General features: G+C 68.8%; 10 protein-coding genes. 2 read left to right on the top strand and 8 right to left on the bottom strand.

Annotated features, from left to right (window positions below; all coding sequences use genetic code 11):
• Positions 1 to 65: 65 nt before the first annotated feature.
• From DFJ64_RS13365 to DFJ64_RS13385, 5 genes are all read right to left on the bottom strand, one after another.
• Positions 66 to 929 (bottom strand): amidohydrolase family protein, encoded by an 864-nt coding sequence (locus DFJ64_RS13365; protein WP_115850747.1) that lies wholly within the window; start codon positions 927 to 929, stop codon positions 66 to 68.
• A gap of 93 nt (positions 930 to 1,022) precedes the next feature.
• Complete coding sequence (locus DFJ64_RS13370; RefSeq protein WP_115850748.1) at positions 1,023 to 1,646, bottom strand: hypothetical protein; 624 nt, start codon at positions 1,644 to 1,646, stop codon at positions 1,023 to 1,025.
• Between the two features lie 167 nt (positions 1,647 to 1,813).
• The gene (locus tag DFJ64_RS13375) at positions 1,814 to 3,832 is read right to left on the bottom strand and encodes an ABC transporter ATP-binding protein (protein WP_115850749.1); all 2,019 of its coding nucleotides are present in this window, start codon (positions 3,830 to 3,832) and stop codon (positions 1,814 to 1,816) included.
• Positions 3,829 to 5,559 carry an ABC transporter ATP-binding protein gene (locus DFJ64_RS13380; protein WP_115850750.1) on the bottom strand — a complete coding sequence of 577 codons (1,731 nt, stop codon included), beginning with the start codon at positions 5,557 to 5,559 and terminating at the stop codon, positions 3,829 to 3,831. The genes DFJ64_RS13375 and DFJ64_RS13380 overlap by 4 nt, the downstream gene beginning before the upstream one ends.
• Before the next feature lie 91 nt (positions 5,560 to 5,650).
• Positions 5,651 to 6,301, bottom strand: coding sequence for a TetR/AcrR family transcriptional regulator (locus DFJ64_RS13385; RefSeq protein WP_115850751.1), 651 nt, complete (start codon positions 6,299 to 6,301; stop codon positions 5,651 to 5,653).
• 242 nt (positions 6,302 to 6,543) lie between these two features.
• Here DFJ64_RS13385 and DFJ64_RS13390 point away from each other — a divergent pair, with 242 nt between their 5' ends.
• Positions 6,544 to 8,604 carry a BNR repeat-containing protein gene (locus DFJ64_RS13390; RefSeq protein WP_170152612.1) on the top strand — a complete coding sequence of 687 codons (2,061 nt, stop codon included), beginning with the start codon at positions 6,544 to 6,546 and terminating at the stop codon, positions 8,602 to 8,604.
• A 101-nt stretch (positions 8,605 to 8,705) separates the two neighbouring features.
• Here the strand turns inward: DFJ64_RS13390 and DFJ64_RS13395 are convergent, their stop codons facing one another.
• A complete protein-coding gene (locus DFJ64_RS13395) occupies positions 8,706 to 12,080 on the bottom strand; it encodes a CBM96 family carbohydrate-binding protein (protein WP_115850753.1) in 3,375 nt (1,124 codons plus the stop codon).
• A gap of 545 nt (positions 12,081 to 12,625) precedes the next feature.
• Positions 12,626 to 13,819, bottom strand: coding sequence for a glycoside hydrolase family 76 protein (locus DFJ64_RS13400; RefSeq protein WP_245941118.1), 1,194 nt, complete (start codon positions 13,817 to 13,819; stop codon positions 12,626 to 12,628).
• A gap of 229 nt (positions 13,820 to 14,048) precedes the next feature.
• Between DFJ64_RS13400 and DFJ64_RS13405 the strand changes: the two genes are divergently transcribed.
• On the top strand, positions 14,049 to 15,185 hold the full coding sequence (locus DFJ64_RS13405) for a GntR family transcriptional regulator (protein ID WP_115850754.1): 1,137 nt from the start codon (positions 14,049 to 14,051) through the stop codon (positions 15,183 to 15,185).
• 49 nt (positions 15,186 to 15,234) lie between these two features.
• Here DFJ64_RS13405 and DFJ64_RS13410 read toward each other — a convergent pair whose 3' ends face one another.
• On the bottom strand, positions 15,235 to 17,592 hold the full coding sequence (locus DFJ64_RS13410; RefSeq protein ID WP_115850755.1) for a glycoside hydrolase family 65 protein: 2,358 nt from the start codon (positions 17,590 to 17,592) through the stop codon (positions 15,235 to 15,237).
• Positions 17,593 to 17,678: the final 86 nt, after the last annotated feature.

Here is a 17,678-nt window from a genome sequence, read left to right on the forward strand (position 1 = left end):
CCGTCCTCGTCGAGGTGTTCCCGTGCCGCACGTGGGCGGTCCGTGCTTCTTCGGGCTTGGCTCACTCAGCCGTCGGCTGGCGGCGCCGGGCGGCGGGTGTCGAGGATCCGCGTGAGCGTGCCGCCCAGGATCAGGTCGAGGTCCTCGGCGGGGAGGAAGTCGCAGTACGCGCGAACCACCTCCAGCGACTGGGTGTACGTGACGTGCGGTCGGGCGGCGGGGAAGTCCGAACCCCAGCAGAGGCGGTGCGCCCCGTACGCCTCGTACAGACGGCGGAACACCTCGCGGCCCTCGGCGAACGGGAAGTCCCAGGGCCGGGTGGCGAGGTAGTGGAATCCGGACACCTTGAGACCGATGGTGGGGACCGCGGCGCTGGCGAGCACCTCCGCGAGGTCGTCCTCGAATGGGGGCGAGCCGGGTCGGGCCAGCCCGAGGTGGTGCACGAGGATCGGCAGCGTCGGAAACCGCCGGGCGACGTCCCGTAGGTCGGCGTGCCAGCGTGGGGACACCGCCAGGCTGGCCACGAGGTTCAGCTCCGCCGCTGTCGCGAAGAGCTCCAGTGCCTCGTCGGTGCGGAACCAGCCGTCGTTGTCGTCGTGGACGTAGTGGGTGAAGCCGGCGATCTCCAGGCGCTCCGCCGTCGCCCGCAGTCGAGCGGCGGCACCCGGCGTGTGGTACTCGGGACGCCAGAAGCAGTCGACGTCGGCCAGGACGGCGAGCCGGTCGGGATGGCGAGCCGCCGCCTTGGCGACGTACTCGTTGTTGTCGTCGTTGTCGCCGATGCGCGCGCACACCACGGCGGCCCGCTCGACACCGTGGCGGTCCATCTCGTACAGGAGGAGGTCGACGCTGCCATGCCCGGTCGGGTCCGGCACAGGTGGTTGGTAGGGCCAGACCCGCCAGGCATGGCAGTGGCTGTCGGCGATCATGGAGCAGGTATGAGGTCCGTCCGAGTGGTCGTACCGACGTCGTAGCGGTCGACGACGGACCTGTCAATGGCCGGTGCCGTGCGTTCGGCCCGCTCATCCGTCGACGTACCGGCCGAACGCGCGCCGGTACGCCGCGGCATCGGGTTTGGAGAGCAGTCTCGGGTCCTCTCCTTGGCGCCAGACGTGCATCGCCGGGCACATGCCGTCGTCGAAGTCCTTCCTGCCGGCGATGCCTTCCACCTTGGCGACCTTCTTGCCGGTCTTCGCCTCGTAGAGGGTGGCGGTGTAGATGCCCTGGTGCATGGGGATGGTCTCACCCCTGAACTCACACTCGCCGATCCTGGGTCCCTCGTCGTCGATCTCCACGCAGGCGACGAGCTGGACCTTCGTCGGCGCCCTGTGGTGCGACCACCAGTGCTGGGGGAGAGGTTGGCGAACCTGGGAGGAGAACCAGCCGGGGTCACTCGTCTGGGAGTCGGACTGCTCGAAGATCTTGATCGGGTGCGGGGCGGGACCGGTGTAGGTGGCGGCCTCCGGGTAGTACCTCCTCTGGTACCAGCAGAGGCTCTCCAGGTCGCTGTCGTGCTCGAGCGGTTCGTCGTTGGCCCTCGCGGTCGGCCCGAAGAAGAGGTAGCCCCCGTAGCCGATCGCGCCGAGGACGGCGAGCACGAGCAACCGGACGAGGGCGGTCTTCAGGAAGCTCCCAACCTTGGACATCGCCTGTCCTCCACCTCCCGGTCGGGGAATGCTACGCCCGACCGGGCGCCGAGGCGGCCGTGGAGCTTCTCGCCTGTGGACAAGTCGGCCCGCGTGCCCAACGCTCTCAAGACGGACCCCACGCCGCGCGCTGGCGGCGTGGGGTCCTCGCGGCTCGTGTGGAGACCTCAGGTGCGAGTCGAGGGCACCTCGACCTGGCCTGGGGTCGCGCTGGGCCAGTCGTCGACGGTGTCCAGCTCGGCCACCGGCTGGGTGAACTGCGCGTTGTAGAGGCGGTAGTACGCGCCCTCCGCCTTGAGCAGCTCCTCATGGGTGCCCTGCTCGACGATGCGACCGTTCTCCATCACCAGGATGCGGTGGGCGTCGCGGATCGTGGACAGCCGGTGCGCGATGACGAAGCTGGTGCGGTCCGAGCGCAGCGCCGCCATCGCGTGCTGGACCAACGCCTCGGTGCGGGTGTCGACCGAGCTGGTGGCCTCGTCGAGGATCAGCAGGGACGGGTCGGCGAGGAACGCTCGCGCGATGGTGATGAGCTGCTTCTCGCCGGCGCTGATGTTGCTGGCCTCCTCGTTGATCACCGTGTCGTACCCATCAGGGAGGGTCCGCACGAAGTGGTCGACGAGCGCCGCCTTCGCCGCGGCGAGGATCTCCTCCTCGGTCGCCCCCGGCTTGCCGTAGGCGATGTTGTCGCGGATCGTTCCGTTGAACAGCCAGGCGTCCTGGAGGACCATGCCGATCTTGCTGCGCAGCTCGTCTCTGCGCATCGTGGCGATGTCCACGCCGTCGAGGGTGATCCGTCCGGAGTCCAGCTCGTAGAACCGCATGATGAGGTTGACGAGCGTGGTCTTGCCGGCCCCGGTCGGCCCCACGATCGCGATGGTGTGTCCCGGCTCGGCGACGAGTGACAGGTCCTCGATCAACGGCTTGTCCGGCTCGTACCGGAAGGACACGCGCTCGAACTCGACTCGGCCCCGTGGCTTGTCGACCCGAGCCGGGGTGGCCGGCTCCGGGCTCTGCTCCTCCGCGTCCAGCAGGTCGAAGACCCGCTCGGCCGACGCCACACCGGACTGCAGGAGGTTCGCCATCGAGGCCACCTGCGTCAGCGGTTGGGTGAACTGCCGGGAGTACTGGATGAACGCCTGGACGTCGCCCAAGGTCATCGTCCCGGACGCCACCCGGAGGCCGCCCACCACAGCCACGGCGACGTAGCTGAGGTTCCCGATGAACATCATCGACGGCATGATGATGCCGGAGATGAACTGGGCCTTGAAGCTCGCTTTGAACAGCTCCTCGTTCGTGGCGGCGAAGGCGGCCTGCACCTCGCGGTGACGCCCGAAGACCTTGACGAGGTCGTGGCCGGTGAAGGCCTCCTCCACCTGCGCGTTGAGCGTTCCGGTGTGCGCCCACTGCGCGACGAACTGGCGCTGGGAGCGTTTGGCGATCTGCTGGGTGACGACGACCGACAGCGGCACCGCCACGAGCGCGATCAGGGCGAGGAGCGGCGACACCACGAACATCATGGTCAGCACGCCGATGACGGTGAGCAGGGAGAAGAGCAGCTGGCCCAGCGTCTGCTGCAGGCTCTGGGCGATGTTGTCGATGTCGTTGGTGACCCGGCTCAGCAGCTCACCGCGTGGCTGCCGGTCGAAGTAGGACAACGGCAGCCGGTGCAGCTTGTCCTCGACGTCGGACCGCAACCGCCGCATCGCGTTCTGGACGACGCTCGCCAGAAGGTATCCCTGCAGCCAGGCCAGGACGCTCGCGGCGAGGTAGATCAGCAGCACGGTGAGCAGGATCTGGCCGAGCTTGCTGAAGTCGATTCCCGCGCCGGGGACGACCTCCATGCCGCTCAGCATGTCGGCGAACTGGTCCTGGCCGTTCGCTCGGGCGTACTCGATCGCCTCCTGTTGGGTGATCCCCTCCGGCAGCTGCTTGCCGATGACACCGGCGAAGATGACGTCGGTCGCGCGGCCGAGGACGCGCGGGCCTATGACGTTGAGCGCCACGCTGGCGATCGCCAGGATGACGACCAACAGCAGCCGGGCGCGGTCGGGACGCAGCCGTCCGAGCAGGCGCTTGGCGGAGGGGCCGAAGTTCATGGCCTTCGCGGGAGGCATGGCCCACGGTGGACCGCCACCGGGGCCAGCGTTCCGCCGTGGCGTCGAGGTGGTGGACCGCTCGCTCATGCCGCCTCCGCGCTTCGCTGGGACTCGACGATCTCGAGGTAGGTCTGGCAACTGGTGAGGAGCTCGTCGTGGCGGCCGATGCCGACGACGGCCCCGTCGTCGAGGACGACGATCTGGTCCGCATCCACGATCGTCGACACCCGCTGGGCGACGACGATGACCGTGGCGTCACGGGTGACGGGACGCAGGGCCGCGCGGAGCCTGGCGTCGGTACCCAGGTCGAGGGCGGAGAAGGAGTCGTCGAACAGGTAGATCTCCGGCTTGCGGACCAACGCGCGAGCGATGGCCAGCCGCTGTCGTTGCCCGCCGGAGACGTTGGTCCCGCCCTGGGCGATGGGGGAGTCGAGCCCTTCGGGCATCGCCTCGACGAAGTCCTTCGCCTGCGCGATCCGCAGAGCCTCCCACAGCTCCTCGTCGGTCGCGTCCGGGTTCCCGTAGCGCAGGTTGCTCGCGACGGTCCCCGAGAACAGGTACGGCTTCTGCGGGACGAGCCCGATCTTGCTCCACAGCAGCTCGGGGTCGAGCTCGCGGACGTCGACACCTCCGACGAGAACGGCGCCGCCCGTGACGTCGAAGAGCCGGGGGATGAGTGAGATCAGCGCGGTCTTCCCGGAGCCGGTGCTGCCGATGATCGCGGTCGTGGTCCCCGGTTCGGCCCGGAAGCTGATGTCGCGGAGCACGGGGTCGGCAGCGCCGGGGAGCTTGAACTGGACGTTCCGTAGCTCGACGTCCGCGCGCCTGGTCAGCGTGGTGACGGGGGTGGCGGAGGTCCGGACCGTGGGTTCGGTGTCGAGGACCTCGGCGATCCGCTCCGCGCACACGGCTGCGCGGGGGACCATCATCGCCATGAACGAGGCCATCATCACCGACATGAGGATCTGCATCAGGTAGTTGAGGAACGCGATCAGCGACCCGACCTGAATCCCGCCGGACTCCACGCGCAGGCCGCCGAACCACAGCACCGCGATGCTGGAGGCGTTGAAGACGAACATCACGACGGGGAACATCAGCGCGAACAGCCGGCCGACGTTCAGCGCGGTGGCGGTCAGGTCGGAGTTCGCGACGGCGAAGCGTCGCCTCTCCTCGGACTCCCGGACGAACGCGCGGACGACGCGGATGCCGGTGATCTGCTCCCGCAGGATGCGGTTGACGGTGTCGATCCGCTCCTGCATGGCCCGGAACTGCGGCGACATCCGGCTCAGGATCAGCCCGGTCGCCAACGCCAGGGCCGGCACGCTCACGAGCATGAGCCAGGACAGCCCGACGTCCTCGCGCAGCGCCATGATGACGCCGCCCACGCACATGATCGGCGCCACGACCAGCATGGTGCAGGTCATCACGAGGAGCATCTGGACCTGCTGGACGTCGTTGGTGTTGCGCGTGATGAGGGAGGGGGCGCCGAACTGGCTCACCTCACGCGCGGAGAACTCACCGACGCGTTGGAAGACCGCCGCGCGCAGGTCGCGTCCGACGCTCATGGCGGTGCGGGCACCGAAGTAGACCGCGGCGATGGAGCAGGTGATCTGGGCGGCGCTGACCAGCAGCATCCAGCCGCCGGTTCGCAGGATGTAGGCGGTGTCCCCCTTGGCGATCCCGTTGTCGATGATGTCGGCGTTCAGGCTGGGCAGGTAGAGGGAGGCGATGGTGGCGACGAGCTGGAGCAGGACGACAGCCGTCAGCGGTCGCGTATAGGGCCGCAGGTAGGTGCGTAATAAGCGAATCAGCATGAAGTCTCTCCGGATCGTGGGACGGCCATCGGGGAGGCTGTCGGGCGGTCTTGGGTCTTGTCGGTGACGTCAACGTCGCGTCGGACGCCCATCACAGGGCTTCCTGACGGTGGTGGAGCACGCCGTTGAGGACGATGTCGACGATCTCCTCAGGCGTCAGCGGGCGGCCTTCGGTGATCATCGGGTGCGTGCCGCTAAAGATGAGCAGACGCAGGATACGCGCCACCTCGACGACCGGACGGCGGAACCGCTCGCGGTCGGGTTCGAGCACGCGAGCGATGGCGGTGTGGATCATCTCGTTCGTCGGGTGGACCTGCTCGCAGTGATCGTCGAGATCGTCTGGCGGACGCTGGAGTCCCACCGCGGTCAGCACGTTGATGATGCTGACCAGCCGTCGTTGCAGGACGTCGGTCAGCCGGAGCAGCCGCTCCCGCAGCTCGAGCGTGAGGTCGATCCGCGCCAGCTCGTCGAACAGGGGCGTGGGATCCAACGCGACGGCCAGCGCTTGCCCGATCAGGGCCTCCTTGTCGGGGAAGACGCGGAAGATCGTCCCCTCCGCGATGCCGGCCGCCTCGGCGATCTGCCGGGTGGTGACCTTGGTGCCGTACTCGGCGACGAGCGGCAGGGTCGCGGCGATGAGGGAGGCCCGACGTTCGTCCGGTGGTAAGGGACGCGCCCGGGAGTGCGGACGCCGGTCGAGTGGACCGTGGGAGGGCGTCGACTGTCGGAAGGACGGCGGCACGGCGGGGAGTCTAAATGAGTGAGCAGCTCACTCACAAGCGAGTTTCGGCTGGTCACGCCGCGAGTGGTCGCCCCGTGACCGCACGTGGTCGACGCTCTGTCGTTGACGGTCGAGGTCACGGCGTGAAGTCTCGAGACGATCTCGCTCGCTCGACGTCGACAGGAGACCGGCGACGTCGACACGCACCCCAGCGCCACCGTCGTGGTGGGCACCGTGTGCGCTCGAAGGAAGGGAATCGGACGATGCCGGACGATCGTTCGCGCGCTCGCGCGCTTCGGCGCCGGGACGTTCTCAAGGGCGGTGTCGTGGTCGCCGGCGCCACCGTCGGCCTCGGCCACACCACGCCGGCCTTTGCCGACAACGCGGAGGACGACGTGCTGACCTGGAGCGACGATTTCGTGCGACCCGACGGCGACAAGATCGGTCACGGGTGGCGGGAGCTGCGCGGCGACTGGGCGATCGTCGACTCGACCCTGCGCACCACCGGAGGGCCAGGCGAGCGGATCGCCGCCCAGACCGGTTTCGAGCTGGGCAGGACGTTCTCGGTCGAAGCCAGCCTCGGCAGCTACGACACGACCGCCCGGCGCTGGAACGGCCTGGCGGTCAACATCGTCGACAACGGCGACGGCACCCAGGACTACTACGCCCTGCGGTTCGTGACATCCGAGCCAGGCCGTCCCTCGGCGTGGCAGTTCCTCCAGGTCACCGGCTCCGTCGTGGACAACGCGAGCCTCCTCGACCAAGGGGAGGTGCCGATCGAGAACGGCCGCGACTACGTCGTGCGGGTCTCGACGACCTCCTACGGCCTGTTCGAGATCGCGGTCCTCGACGGCGAGACCGAGCTGGTGCGGCGGTCACTCGTCACGCCCCTGAACGCGCTCCTCGCGGGCGGGTACGCGGGCGTCTACTCCAGCGCTGGCAACCTGCGCGTGAGCTGGATTCGCGTCCACACCTCCACGACGCCCGCCGCGCCACCCGACCCCGGGCCGCTGGAGTGTCCACCCGTCGTCGACCGGCCGTACGAGCTGCCGGACGAGCGGGAGACCGTGGTGGCGACCAGCGTCGTGGACACCACTTGGGCAGGCCATCCGGTCGGGCAGTCCCTCCTCACCGACGGCACCACGCAGTACGTCGCCTACTACAACGCCGAACGCCAGATGGTGGTCGCGCAGCGCGACATCACCAGCGACACCTGGATCAAGCAACCGCTCGACACGTTCGTCGGATGGGACAGCCACAACTACGTCACCATGGCGCTCGACCGGGACGGACACCTGCACGTGTCGGGCAACATGCACGTCGTTCCGCTCATCTACTTCCGCACCACGCGGCCCGGCGACGTCACCTCCCTGGTCCGGGTACCCACCATGGTCGACCCCGCGACCGAGCAGCGGGTCACCTACCCGCGCTTCCTGCGCGACGCCGAGGGAGCGCTCGTCTTCCGCTACCGGGACGGCGCCAGCGGTGACGGTCGCGACCTCTACAACGTCTACGACGAGGTCACCCAGCGGTGGCAGCGGCTGCTCGACCAGCCACTCCACGACGGGGAAGGCCTGCGCAACGCCTACGTGGAGGGGCCGGTCCTCGGTCCGGACGGCTACCACCACATCGCCTGGGTGTGGCGTGACACCCCGGACGCGGCGACCAACCAACACCTGTCGTACGCGCGCAGCCGAGACCTCGTGCACTGGGAGACCAGTGACGGCACTCCGCTCGACCTGCCGATCACCTACGCCACGGGCGAGGTCGTCGACCCGGTGCCGATGAACGGCGGCATCATCAACGGCAATACCAAGGTGGGCTTCGATGCCGAGGGTCGGGTCGTCCTCAGCTACCACAAGTACGACGAGGAGGGGAACACCCAGGTCTACGTCGCCCGCCGGGACCGCACCAGGTGGACCATCCGGCAGGTGAGCAGGTGGCGCGGACGCTGGACGATCGGTGGTCGGGGGAGTCTGGTCTTCGAGGTGCGCCTCTCACCGGTCTCCGTGCTCCCCGACGGCCTCCTTCGACTGGACTTCGTCTGCCACGACACGAGGCGCACCTGGGTGCTGAACCGTGCCCTGCGACCGGTCGCGGAGGTGGACACGCCCGCTCTGCCGAGGGAGATCACCGACGTCCGCTCGGACTTCCCGGGTATGCAGGTGAACGTGGCGGCGGATCTCGCCACGACGCAGGACGCCGCCGCCCGGTATCTCCTCCGGTGGGAGAGCCTGCCGACCAACCAGGACCAACCGCGTGACCCGCCGTACCCCGAGCCCGGCCCGCTCGAGGTCTGCCTGCTGCGCGAGGAAAGCTCCTGACCGCGCCGGTCGCCAGCGTGACGCGCGGGGCGGGCCGGCGCGCCGCGGACGAAGGGACGCCCGGTCCGCCCCTCCGGGGAGCGGACCGGGCGCCGTTCGCGTCACTGGTCGTCGGCGAGCTGGACCAGCAGGTAGGGAGCTTGCGAGGACTCCCGGCTCCGCACCTGCGTCGCCAGGCCATCGACGCCTTCCTCTTGGGTGAGCGCGAGGTTGATCGGCTGCCCAGCGGCGACCGCGTCGCGCAACCCCTCGGTGAGGTCGACGCCGTACCACGCGGCGGTGCTGGTGACGTGCACCGAACCCAAACGCTCGCCCAGCGGAGGCTTGGTGTTCCAGGTGGTCGTGTACTCGTCGAACGTCCCGTCGAGCGCGTGCACGAGCAGGTCGATCTCGGTGCCTTCGGAGTCGGAGACGTTGGCGTGGAAGTACAGCGTGACCGACTCGATGGGCTCCTCGATCGCGGTCGGCTCGAACCGCAGGAACGCCTGCCGGTTGTAGCCCGAGTCCGCCCGACGCACCGTCTTCACGGTCAGCGAAGAGGACCCGCCGTAGTTGGTGTCCGCGTGCTGGCCGTCGTTGACGTAGGTGTCCGCGGTCGCCGTGAAGCGGCGCTTGCTCGGGTCCACGACGGTCACCTCGCGGCGTCCCCACTCCAGGCGCCAGTCCTGGGTGACGACGACGCCGGCGACCGTGACGGTACCTTCCGCGTGAGCCACCAGCGTGCCGTCCTCCTCGACGGTGGCGACCTCCGGATCAGCGCTGGCGAAGGTGACCGACGCTGCCGAGAGGTCGGCCTCGCTTCCGTCGCTCATGGTGCCGCGGATCTCGAGCGTGGCCGTCTCGCCGAGCATCAGGGAGTCGGGCGCGATCAGCTCGACCTCGGCGAGGTAGGGCTCCACCTGGGGGAGCTCCACGGTCCGGCCCGGGATGACGACCTCGGTGATGCTGTTCCAGGCGTTGGCGGAGTTGCCGTGTCCGACGATCCGCAGGTATCGGGCGGTGGTCTCCTCGAAGGTGTAGGTCTCCAGCGTGGTCTGCGTACCGGAGCTGGTGCCGCTGAAGACCCGCCGCCACTCGGTCTCCCCCTCGGCGGCGACCTCGATGTCGAACCGGGCTGACCGGACGTCGCCCTGGTACCACGCGATCTGCACCGACGACACCGGCCCGTCGGAGCCCATGTCGTAGGCGATCCACTGGCCGTCGCCCTCGGCCGACCAGCGGGTGGACAGGTCGCCGTCCATCGTGTTCTCCGGCACGTTGCCGTCGTCGGTGCTGGCGATGATGGTGCTCGGGAACGAGCCCGGGCCGGTCGCCCGATCGACCCACACCTCGTAGCGCCCACGGGGCTTGCCGGGCTCGAGCACCTCGATCGCGGCGCGGCCGGGGGCGCGACGGACTGGGTGCACGATCACACGGGCCTGGGGGTTGGCGGCTTTCGCGGTGATGGTCGGCAACGGCGCCGAGGCAGGCAGGCGCATGTCGTAGGCGAAGGTCGCCGGCGCGAAGCCGTCGAGGGGTTTCCCGTCAACGCTGATGCTCGCCAGCTGAGCGACCTGGTCCGGCCCGGTGTCCCACTGCGACAGGGGAGTGACCGGCTCCGGGTCAGGCGTCTCCTGGCCCGCGCGCAGCGGCGTGAGCTGCACCGTCAGCCGCGTGTCCGTCACGTCCCTCAGCCGGATGGCGAGCTTGCGGATGCCACGGTTGGTGTTCTGGACCGATGGCTCGGGTGAGGTCCACAGGGGGCGAGCCGGCGCGTTGTAGAAGACGGCCTCACCAGGGGAGGTGATGCGGGCGAGCAGGCGTTGGCCGGCACGCTCCAGCAGCGCGCTCCGACCGTCGTCGGCCACCGTGATGGTCGCGGTCGTGTGCATGAACCACCACACCTCGACCGGGGAGTCGGCGCTGATCTCGTCCTGGATGACCAGCTGTTGGCGCCGGTCGAACAGGCGAGCTCCGCGGCGCCAGGAACTGAGCTCCGGGTGCGCCTCGGTCAGGTCCGCGATCGCGAAAGCCGCCGTGGGTCCGGAGGCCCGTTCCGTGATCCGGCCGGCCGCGGTGACCTGCTGGTCGTCGCCGCTCTTGGGCGCGGCGACGAGGGTGTTCTGGCCCTCCGCGCGCTTGCGGTAGTAGGTCCAGCGTTCCCCGCCCGGGTTGCCGTTGAAGTAGCCGGGCATGTTGTAGTCGTCGCTGCCCAGCTCGACGGCCCATCGAATGCCCAGCGCGTCGAAGACGAACGTGCCGAGGTCGAGGTCGCCGTGGTTCGTCCAGTTCTCCCCACCCTTGAAGCCGACGAAAGACGCGGTGGGCGTCTCCCAGCCGCCGCGCATCGTGGCGACCTCGCAGCGACCGAAGTAGCAGTCCAACGGCAGACCGGCCTCCAGCGGCGATGCGAGGGCGCCAGGCTGGTACCACAGGAGCGCGAGCGGGCTCTGGAACCAGCTGATCGGGTTCTTGGTCATGCCCTGCGCGCCCCACCAGGCGAAGACCGGGTTGTCGTACGTCGACGCGAGCCAGAACATCTCCGGTGGCTGCGGTGAGCCGGCGCCCGCGTCGTAGTAGTTGAAGTTCTCACCGCTGGGACCGGTGAGGTGGATGGGGAACAGGCCGGTGGTGGCCAGACCCGGCGAGTCCGCCAGGCCGTCGTCGCTGCCGGTCGCGCTCTGCAGCGCCGCCACATACGCGACGAGGTACTTGGTCGCGTACCCCCAGTACGACCCCAGACCTTCCGGGTAACCGCCGTCGGGTGCGTACTCGGCGATCGCCAAGGGAATGAGGCTCCGGGCACGTTCGAGAACGAACTGGCACAGCTCCGGCTCCTCGTCCGCGAGTGCGAGAGCGCCGATCGACAGGCCGCCGTTGCAGACGATGTTCCAGTTGTTGGTCGTGTTCGACCACCAGGCCCCAGAACGGTAACCGTCGGCGCCCGGGTTCAGGCCCATCTCGACGAGCGCCGTCCGCAGCACCGCGCGTTGCTCCGGTGTCCAGGTGTGGAACAGCCAGTCGTAGCCGATGGCGACGGCGTGCGTCATTTCCGCGGTGTCGAGGAAGTGGCGATGGCTGTTCCAGTCAGGGAACTCCGCGACCGCCTTCAGCTCCGCCCACAGCCGCTCGGCGTAGACGGCGTCGTCTTCGATGGCGTGGGCGAGCGCGAGCGAGTAGGTGCGACGGAGGACTTCCCGGCTGGTGCTCAACAGCCGCAGACCGTCGGGGATGACGTACTCCGACACCGGCAGGTCCAGGATGGTGTCGGCGTCGCTCTTCACCTTGGCGTACCACGAGGCCGCGAGCTCGTCGCCGGCGATGAGGGTGCGCAGGTGGTCGAAGCTCCGCAGCAGCAGCCGTGGGTGCTCGGTGATGACCGACGACAGGTGCCCGGTGCTGGACAGGGCGAACGCTGGTGCTCTCGAGAGCACCACGCCGGCCGCGGTCGCGAGCGCGGTGGCGATGGATCCCTTGACGAACGTACGTCGGTGCATGGGTTCTCCCGGAGGGTGCGTGGATGGATCGACGCCGCGGTCGCCCGGGCTGGCGCCGCGGATCGCGCGGACTCAGGTGTGACGGTCGGTCACGCCTTCGGTGTGGTCCGGATCGATCGCGTCGGTGGGAACCGTCAGCGCTCGAGGTCGGTGTGGGAACCCGAGTTCCGATGCATGCCCGCTGGCTCTGCTCGGGTCGGGGCGACCCCTCACACGTGTGGCCACGGGACGGCCCTCCTGACTGACGAGGACGAAGCGGGAAGGCGCTTTCCGTCCGGAAGACCTCCACGCTTGGTGACGTGGGAGCGTCAGGGTGAGGACCACCCTGACATCGAAGTGAGTCAGCGCTTCGGCGGCTCGTGGACGAAAGGTAGTGAGAAAGGCCCCCGGTGCCAACGTCTTCCCGCGGTTGTGACCTAAGTCGGCACGACGACGCGGAGCCGACGATGCGTGAACAGGACGCGTGAACCAGCGACTCGGGAACCGGGACGAGGTGAACACGAAAGCGGGGCGGCCGTGCCGCCCCGCTCCGCTCCAAAGGTAGGTCAGGTGAGGGACTGGTAGTCACGAGGGAGCCACGCGAGCATGCCCTCGATACGCACCATTCCCGACTGCTCCAGCAAGGTCACCGGACGCTCACCCTCGAAGCGGTACAGCCCGGTGGCGTGGTCGCGATACCGGCGGTAGGCCTCGTCGGCGTACCACGTCATGGCCTTCCGGTACGCGGGGTCGGGTCGGTAGACCGATAGCTGGAGGAGGTTGGCGAAGAAGATGGCGTGGAATCGCGCAGGTTGGTCGAAGTAGCGCTCGTTCTCGGCGTAGAAGGCGAGCGCCTTCGTCGCCGTGTCCTGCGCGTGGTCCAGGTACGTGGGGTCACCCGTGGCCCGGTAGGCCAGCACGCCGGCGCCGATCATCGTGCCCTGGTTGTAGGACCACTGTGTCTTCTCGATGGTGCCGGCGAGGTCGACGTGGTCCCAGTACAAGCCGTTGGGAGCGAGCATGTAGCTGCGCACCCACTCGTACATCTTGAAGGCCCAGTCGAGGTAGTACTCGTCCCGCGTGGCGAGGTAGAGGTGGAAGCCCACCTCGGCGCCGGGCGCGTTGGAGCAGGTGTTGCGGTCGTTGCTCCACGTCGCCTGGGTCCAGAACACGCCGCCGGGGCACGGGTGCGTGGGATCGGTGTCCCAGCCGTAGACGACCAGGTCGAAGATCTCCGCGGCGCGTCGAAGTGCCGCCTGGTCGCCACCTGGCGTCATGTAGTGACGCTGGATGAACCCGAGCGCGTTCCACTCATTGTCGTCGTAGAAGATGTCACCACCGTGGCCGAGGGGCGGCCGCACGTACGAGTCGTAGCCCGGCGGCTCAGCCCCGGGATTCCAGTAGGCCTCGAGCGCGGTGTAGCGGTCGGCGACGTCGTCGACGTACTGCCGACCGAGGCCGGGGATCCCGGCCATCACCTGCGTCGCGATCATCGCCTGGGAGAACGGCCACACGTACGACCAGGGGTTCCCGCCTTGGCGCGGGTACTCCTCCAGGTAGAGCGAGGTCGTCGGGTCGTAGAAGTAGCGCTGCAACGCCGCGTACGTCTGCCGTGCGCGCTGTGCGTAACGACCCCGGGCGGTGGCACTGGCGGAGCTGTCCGCGTGCGCCGTCGAGGCGGCGGCCACGCCCATGGCGGCGGCCAGTCCGCCGACGAGGGCGGTACGCCTCGAGAGAGTCCTGAGGTGGTGGTTCTCCACTCGTCCTCCTGGTGCTGGGTGGACCACGTCCCCGTCACCGTGCCCATCGGACGGGCCAATCGGATGACTCGACCGGACGGGTCCGTTGGATGGGATGCTGCGAACGCGCCGCAGACGGCGGCGCGTGGTCACATCGGCAGTAAAAAGTCCTACGGACATATCAAGATGTCAAGGGATACGATCTTCGCGGCGGATATGACATCCTCGGGGCTCGCGGGGGCGGTGCACGGTGGCTGACCCATTCCTGTACGAGCGGGTCTACGACTACCTGGTGGAGGAGATCCGGCGGGAGAACCTCAAGGAAGGTGACCGCGTCCCCTCGGAGAAGGAGCTGGCCGAGCGCTTCGGCGTCAGCCGGATCACCTCCAAGCGCGCGCTCCACATGCTGGCCGAAGCCGGTCTCCTGCATCGGCGACAGGGCAAGGGCACGTTCGTCGCGAAGGACGCCCGGCGTCGGCTGGACGCTCTCTCGACGCGCACCGGAAGCGCGCGCAAGGGATGCCTGGGTCTGGTGCTGCCGGATGCCTCGGAGGCGTACGGACTCGAGTTGCTGTGCGCGATCGAGGAACGGTGTGCGGAGCTGGGCTACCACCTCGTGCTCCGTCGGACCCACGACCGACAGGAGGTGGAGGAACAGGCGATCCAGGCCCTCGTCGGCGACGGAGTCGTGGACGGGCTCATCGTCTTCCCGGTGCACGGCGAGTTCTACAACGCGAGCCTCGTCCGTCTCGTCCTCGACCGGGCGCCGTTGGTGCTCGTCGACCGTCACCTGCCGGGCATCCCGGCGTGCGCGGTCCACACCGACAACGTGGCGGCCGCCCACGCCCTCACCACCTACGTCGTCGGCCAAGGACACGAACAGCTCGCGTTCGTCTCGCCTCCGACGGAGAACACCTCCAGCATCGAGGAACGGCTCGAGGGCTACGCGTCCGCCCTGCGCGAACGCGGACTGTCCGCCAGCGCGCTGCGACGCTTCACCGACATCCACAGCACGCTCCCCAAAGGCGGCGTGCCGGAGACGACCGACCGCGCTGCCCTGCGGGCCTTCGTCGAACGGGAGCCGGAGGTGACCGGCTTCGTCGCCTGTGAGTACAGCATCGCGGTCTTGCTCTGGGAGGTGCTGACGGAGCTCGAGCTCGACGGGAGCCGGTACACGATCGCGTGCTTCGACTCCCCTCCGCCCTCCTCCCGAGCGCCGGTGTTCCCGCACATCCGCCAGGACCAGCGGGCGATGGGACGCGTCGCGGTCGACCTTCTCGTGGCCCAGCTGGCCGGTGACGAGGTCCCCCTTCGGACCGTGGTGCCCTTCACGCTCGTGGAGCCGTCACCGGCCTACGACAGCGCGCCACCCCTGGCCCGGCGGTGAGGGCGTGGGACGCCGCGTTGCCGACGTGGGCGGGTGAGTGTCGCGGCTGCTACGGGGTGGGGTGGCGGCGGGGTGTGGGTGCGCGTCCAGGTGGTGAGTGCGGCCTGGGACGGGGCCGCAGCGGTGGGATGGGGTAGGCGACGACGTCGCCGGCGCTCAGCGAGAAGGGCTTCCCGTGGTGGGCGGTACGCAACGTCCCACCCTCGAGAAGCTGGTAGATGGCCTCGTCCTTGCGAATCTGCACCTGGAGGCGGCTGTCGAGGATGGTCATCCGGAACCGGATGCCGGTCAGCTCGTCCGGCAGTCTCGGCGCGAACGTGATGGTGCCGCCGTGGTCGCGCATCCCGCCGAAGCCCGCGACGATCGCGATCCAGGCACCGGCCAGCGACGCCAGGTGCAGGCCGTTGCGAACGTTGTGGTGAGTGTCGTGGAGGTCGATCAGCGCCGACTCGGCGAGGTAGTCGTACGCCAGGTCGAGGTGACCGACTTCGGCGGCCAGGACCGCTTGGGTGCACGCGGAGAGGGAGGAGTCCCGGACGGTCAACGGCTCGTAGTAGGCGACGTTCCGAGCCTTCTGCTCGGTGGTGAACGCGTCTCCTCGCAGGTGCATGGCCAGGACCAGGTCGGCCTGCTTGACCACCTGCTTGCGGTAGAGGTCGAAGTACGGGTAGTGGAGCAGCAGCGGGTACTTCTCCGGTGGCGTGTTGGCGAAGTCCCACGCCGCGTGATCGGTGAATCCCTCGGACTGCGGGTGAACCTGCAGCGAGGTGTCGTAGGGGACCATCATGCGCTCGGCGGCGTCCTTCCACTCCTCGATCTCCTCGTCCTCCACCCCGAGCTCTCGGGCACGCTCCGGGTGCTTCTCGCAGAGGAGGGCCGCTTCGCGCAGGTTCCGCTGCGCCATCAGGTTGGTGTAGATGTTGTTGTCCTGCAGGGCCGTGTACTCATCGGGACCCGTCACGCCGTCGATGCGGAAACCACCGTGGCTGTCGCGGTGGCCTAGGGAGGCCCAGAGCCGGGCGGTCTCCACGAGCAGCTCGAGCCCGTGCTCGACCTCGAATTCCTTGTCGCCGGTGGCCCAGATGTAGCGGAGCGTCGCGTCCGCCACATCGGCGTTGATGTGGACCGCGGCCGTACCCGCCGGCCAGTAGCCGGAGCATTCCTCCCCGTTGATCGATCGCCACGGGAACGCCGCGCCAGCGAGGCTGAGCTGCTCCGCGCGGCGACGGGCCTTGTCCAGGGTGCTGTGCCGCCACAGCAGAGCGTTGCGTGCCGCGTCGGGCACGGTGTAGGTGAGGACCGGCAAGATGAACGTCTCCGTATCCCAGAAGGCGTGCCCGTCGTAACCCGGCCCGGTCAAGCCACGGGCCGGAATCGCCCGGGTCTCACCACGGGCGCCCGCCTGCAGCACGTGGAAGAGCGCGAAGCGCACCGCTTGCTGGAGCTCGGCGTCGCCTTCCAGCTCGATGTCAGCACAGGCCCAGAAGTCGTCGAGGTACGCCCGCTGCTCGTCGAGCAGGCCCTGCCAGCCGGTCTGCCGCGCGCCAGCCAGGGCGGCGTCGACCTGGGAACGCAACGCTGGGGTGGAGCGCTGGCTCGACCACCCGTACGCGAGGTACTTCGTGATCCGCAGCCGCTCACCCTTGCCCACGTCGGCGGCCACGGTGAGCCGCGCGAGGTCGCCGTCGGCCTCGATCCCCGTCTCGATGGTGGAGGGAGCATCCACCTCGTGGTCCATGCCGGCTGCCATGCGCAAGCCGGAGTTGCGCGTATGGTGAGCCAGGACGGCCCAGAAGCCCTTCGACGCGGCGAAATCTGCGACGAGTGGAGCTTGCAGGACGGCGGCCGTCCGTGGATCCCCGTTCGACGGCTCGATGGGCTCGTTCGCCAACAGGTCCGACTGCAGCACGAGCTGCATCGGTCCGTCCAACGGCTCGACCTCGTAGTGGATCGCGGCGACCGCACGTTGGGTGAAGGAGACCAGGCGCTCGGAGGTGATGAGGATGTGCCTCCCCGTCGGAGACACCCACTCCGTCCGGCGTCGAAGTGTTCCGGAACGGAAATCCAGCACACGGTAGTGGTCGAGCGCCGTGCCGTAGCGCATGTCGAGCGGCTCGTCCACGACCAAGAGCCGAATGATCTTGCCGTCGGTCACGTTGACGACGGTCTGGCCGTCCTCGGGATACCCGTACGCGGGCTCGGCGTGCGGGAGCGGACGCCGTTCGAAGAAGCCGTTGAGGTAGGTGCCAGGGATGCTCCGGGGCTCGCCTTCCTCCAGCGATCCTCGGAGCCCGATGTGGCCGTTCGAGAGCGCGAACGTGGACTCCGTCTGCTCGAGGGCTTCGACGTCCAGGCCACGCCAACACAGCTCCCACGGGGCCACCTGGTAGCCCGGCTGCGGGTTCATGCGTCCTCCTGCGTCAGCAAGGCGACGTGACGTTCCGGAGCCCTCGGGTGGAAGACGTGCTTCGTCCGAATTGCTGGTGCTCGCTG

Origin of the sequence: Thermasporomyces composti, from assembly GCF_003386795.1 — a bacterium.
GTDB lineage: Bacteria > Actinomycetota > Actinomycetes > Propionibacteriales > Actinopolymorphaceae > Thermasporomyces > Thermasporomyces composti.

Coding starts and splice junctions, on each gene's coding strand:
- DFJ64_RS13395 (WP_115850753.1), bottom strand. CDS start 12,080: ATGCACCGACGTACGTTCGTCAAGGGATCCATCGCCACCGCGCTCGCG.
- DFJ64_RS13390 (WP_170152612.1), top strand. CDS start 6,544: ATGCCGGACGATCGTTCGCGCGCTCGCGCGCTTCGGCGCCGGGACGTT.
- DFJ64_RS13410 (WP_115850755.1), bottom strand. CDS start 17,592: ATGAACCCGCAGCCGGGCTACCAGGTGGCCCCGTGGGAGCTGTGTTGG.
- DFJ64_RS13365 (WP_115850747.1), bottom strand. CDS start 929: ATGATCGCCGACAGCCACTGCCATGCCTGGCGGGTCTGGCCCTACCAA.
- DFJ64_RS13370 (WP_115850748.1), bottom strand. CDS start 1,646: ATGTCCAAGGTTGGGAGCTTCCTGAAGACCGCCCTCGTCCGGTTGCTC.
- DFJ64_RS13380 (WP_115850750.1), bottom strand. CDS start 5,559: ATGCTGATTCGCTTATTACGCACCTACCTGCGGCCCTATACGCGACCG.
- DFJ64_RS13375 (WP_115850749.1), bottom strand. CDS start 3,832: ATGAGCGAGCGGTCCACCACCTCGACGCCACGGCGGAACGCTGGCCCC.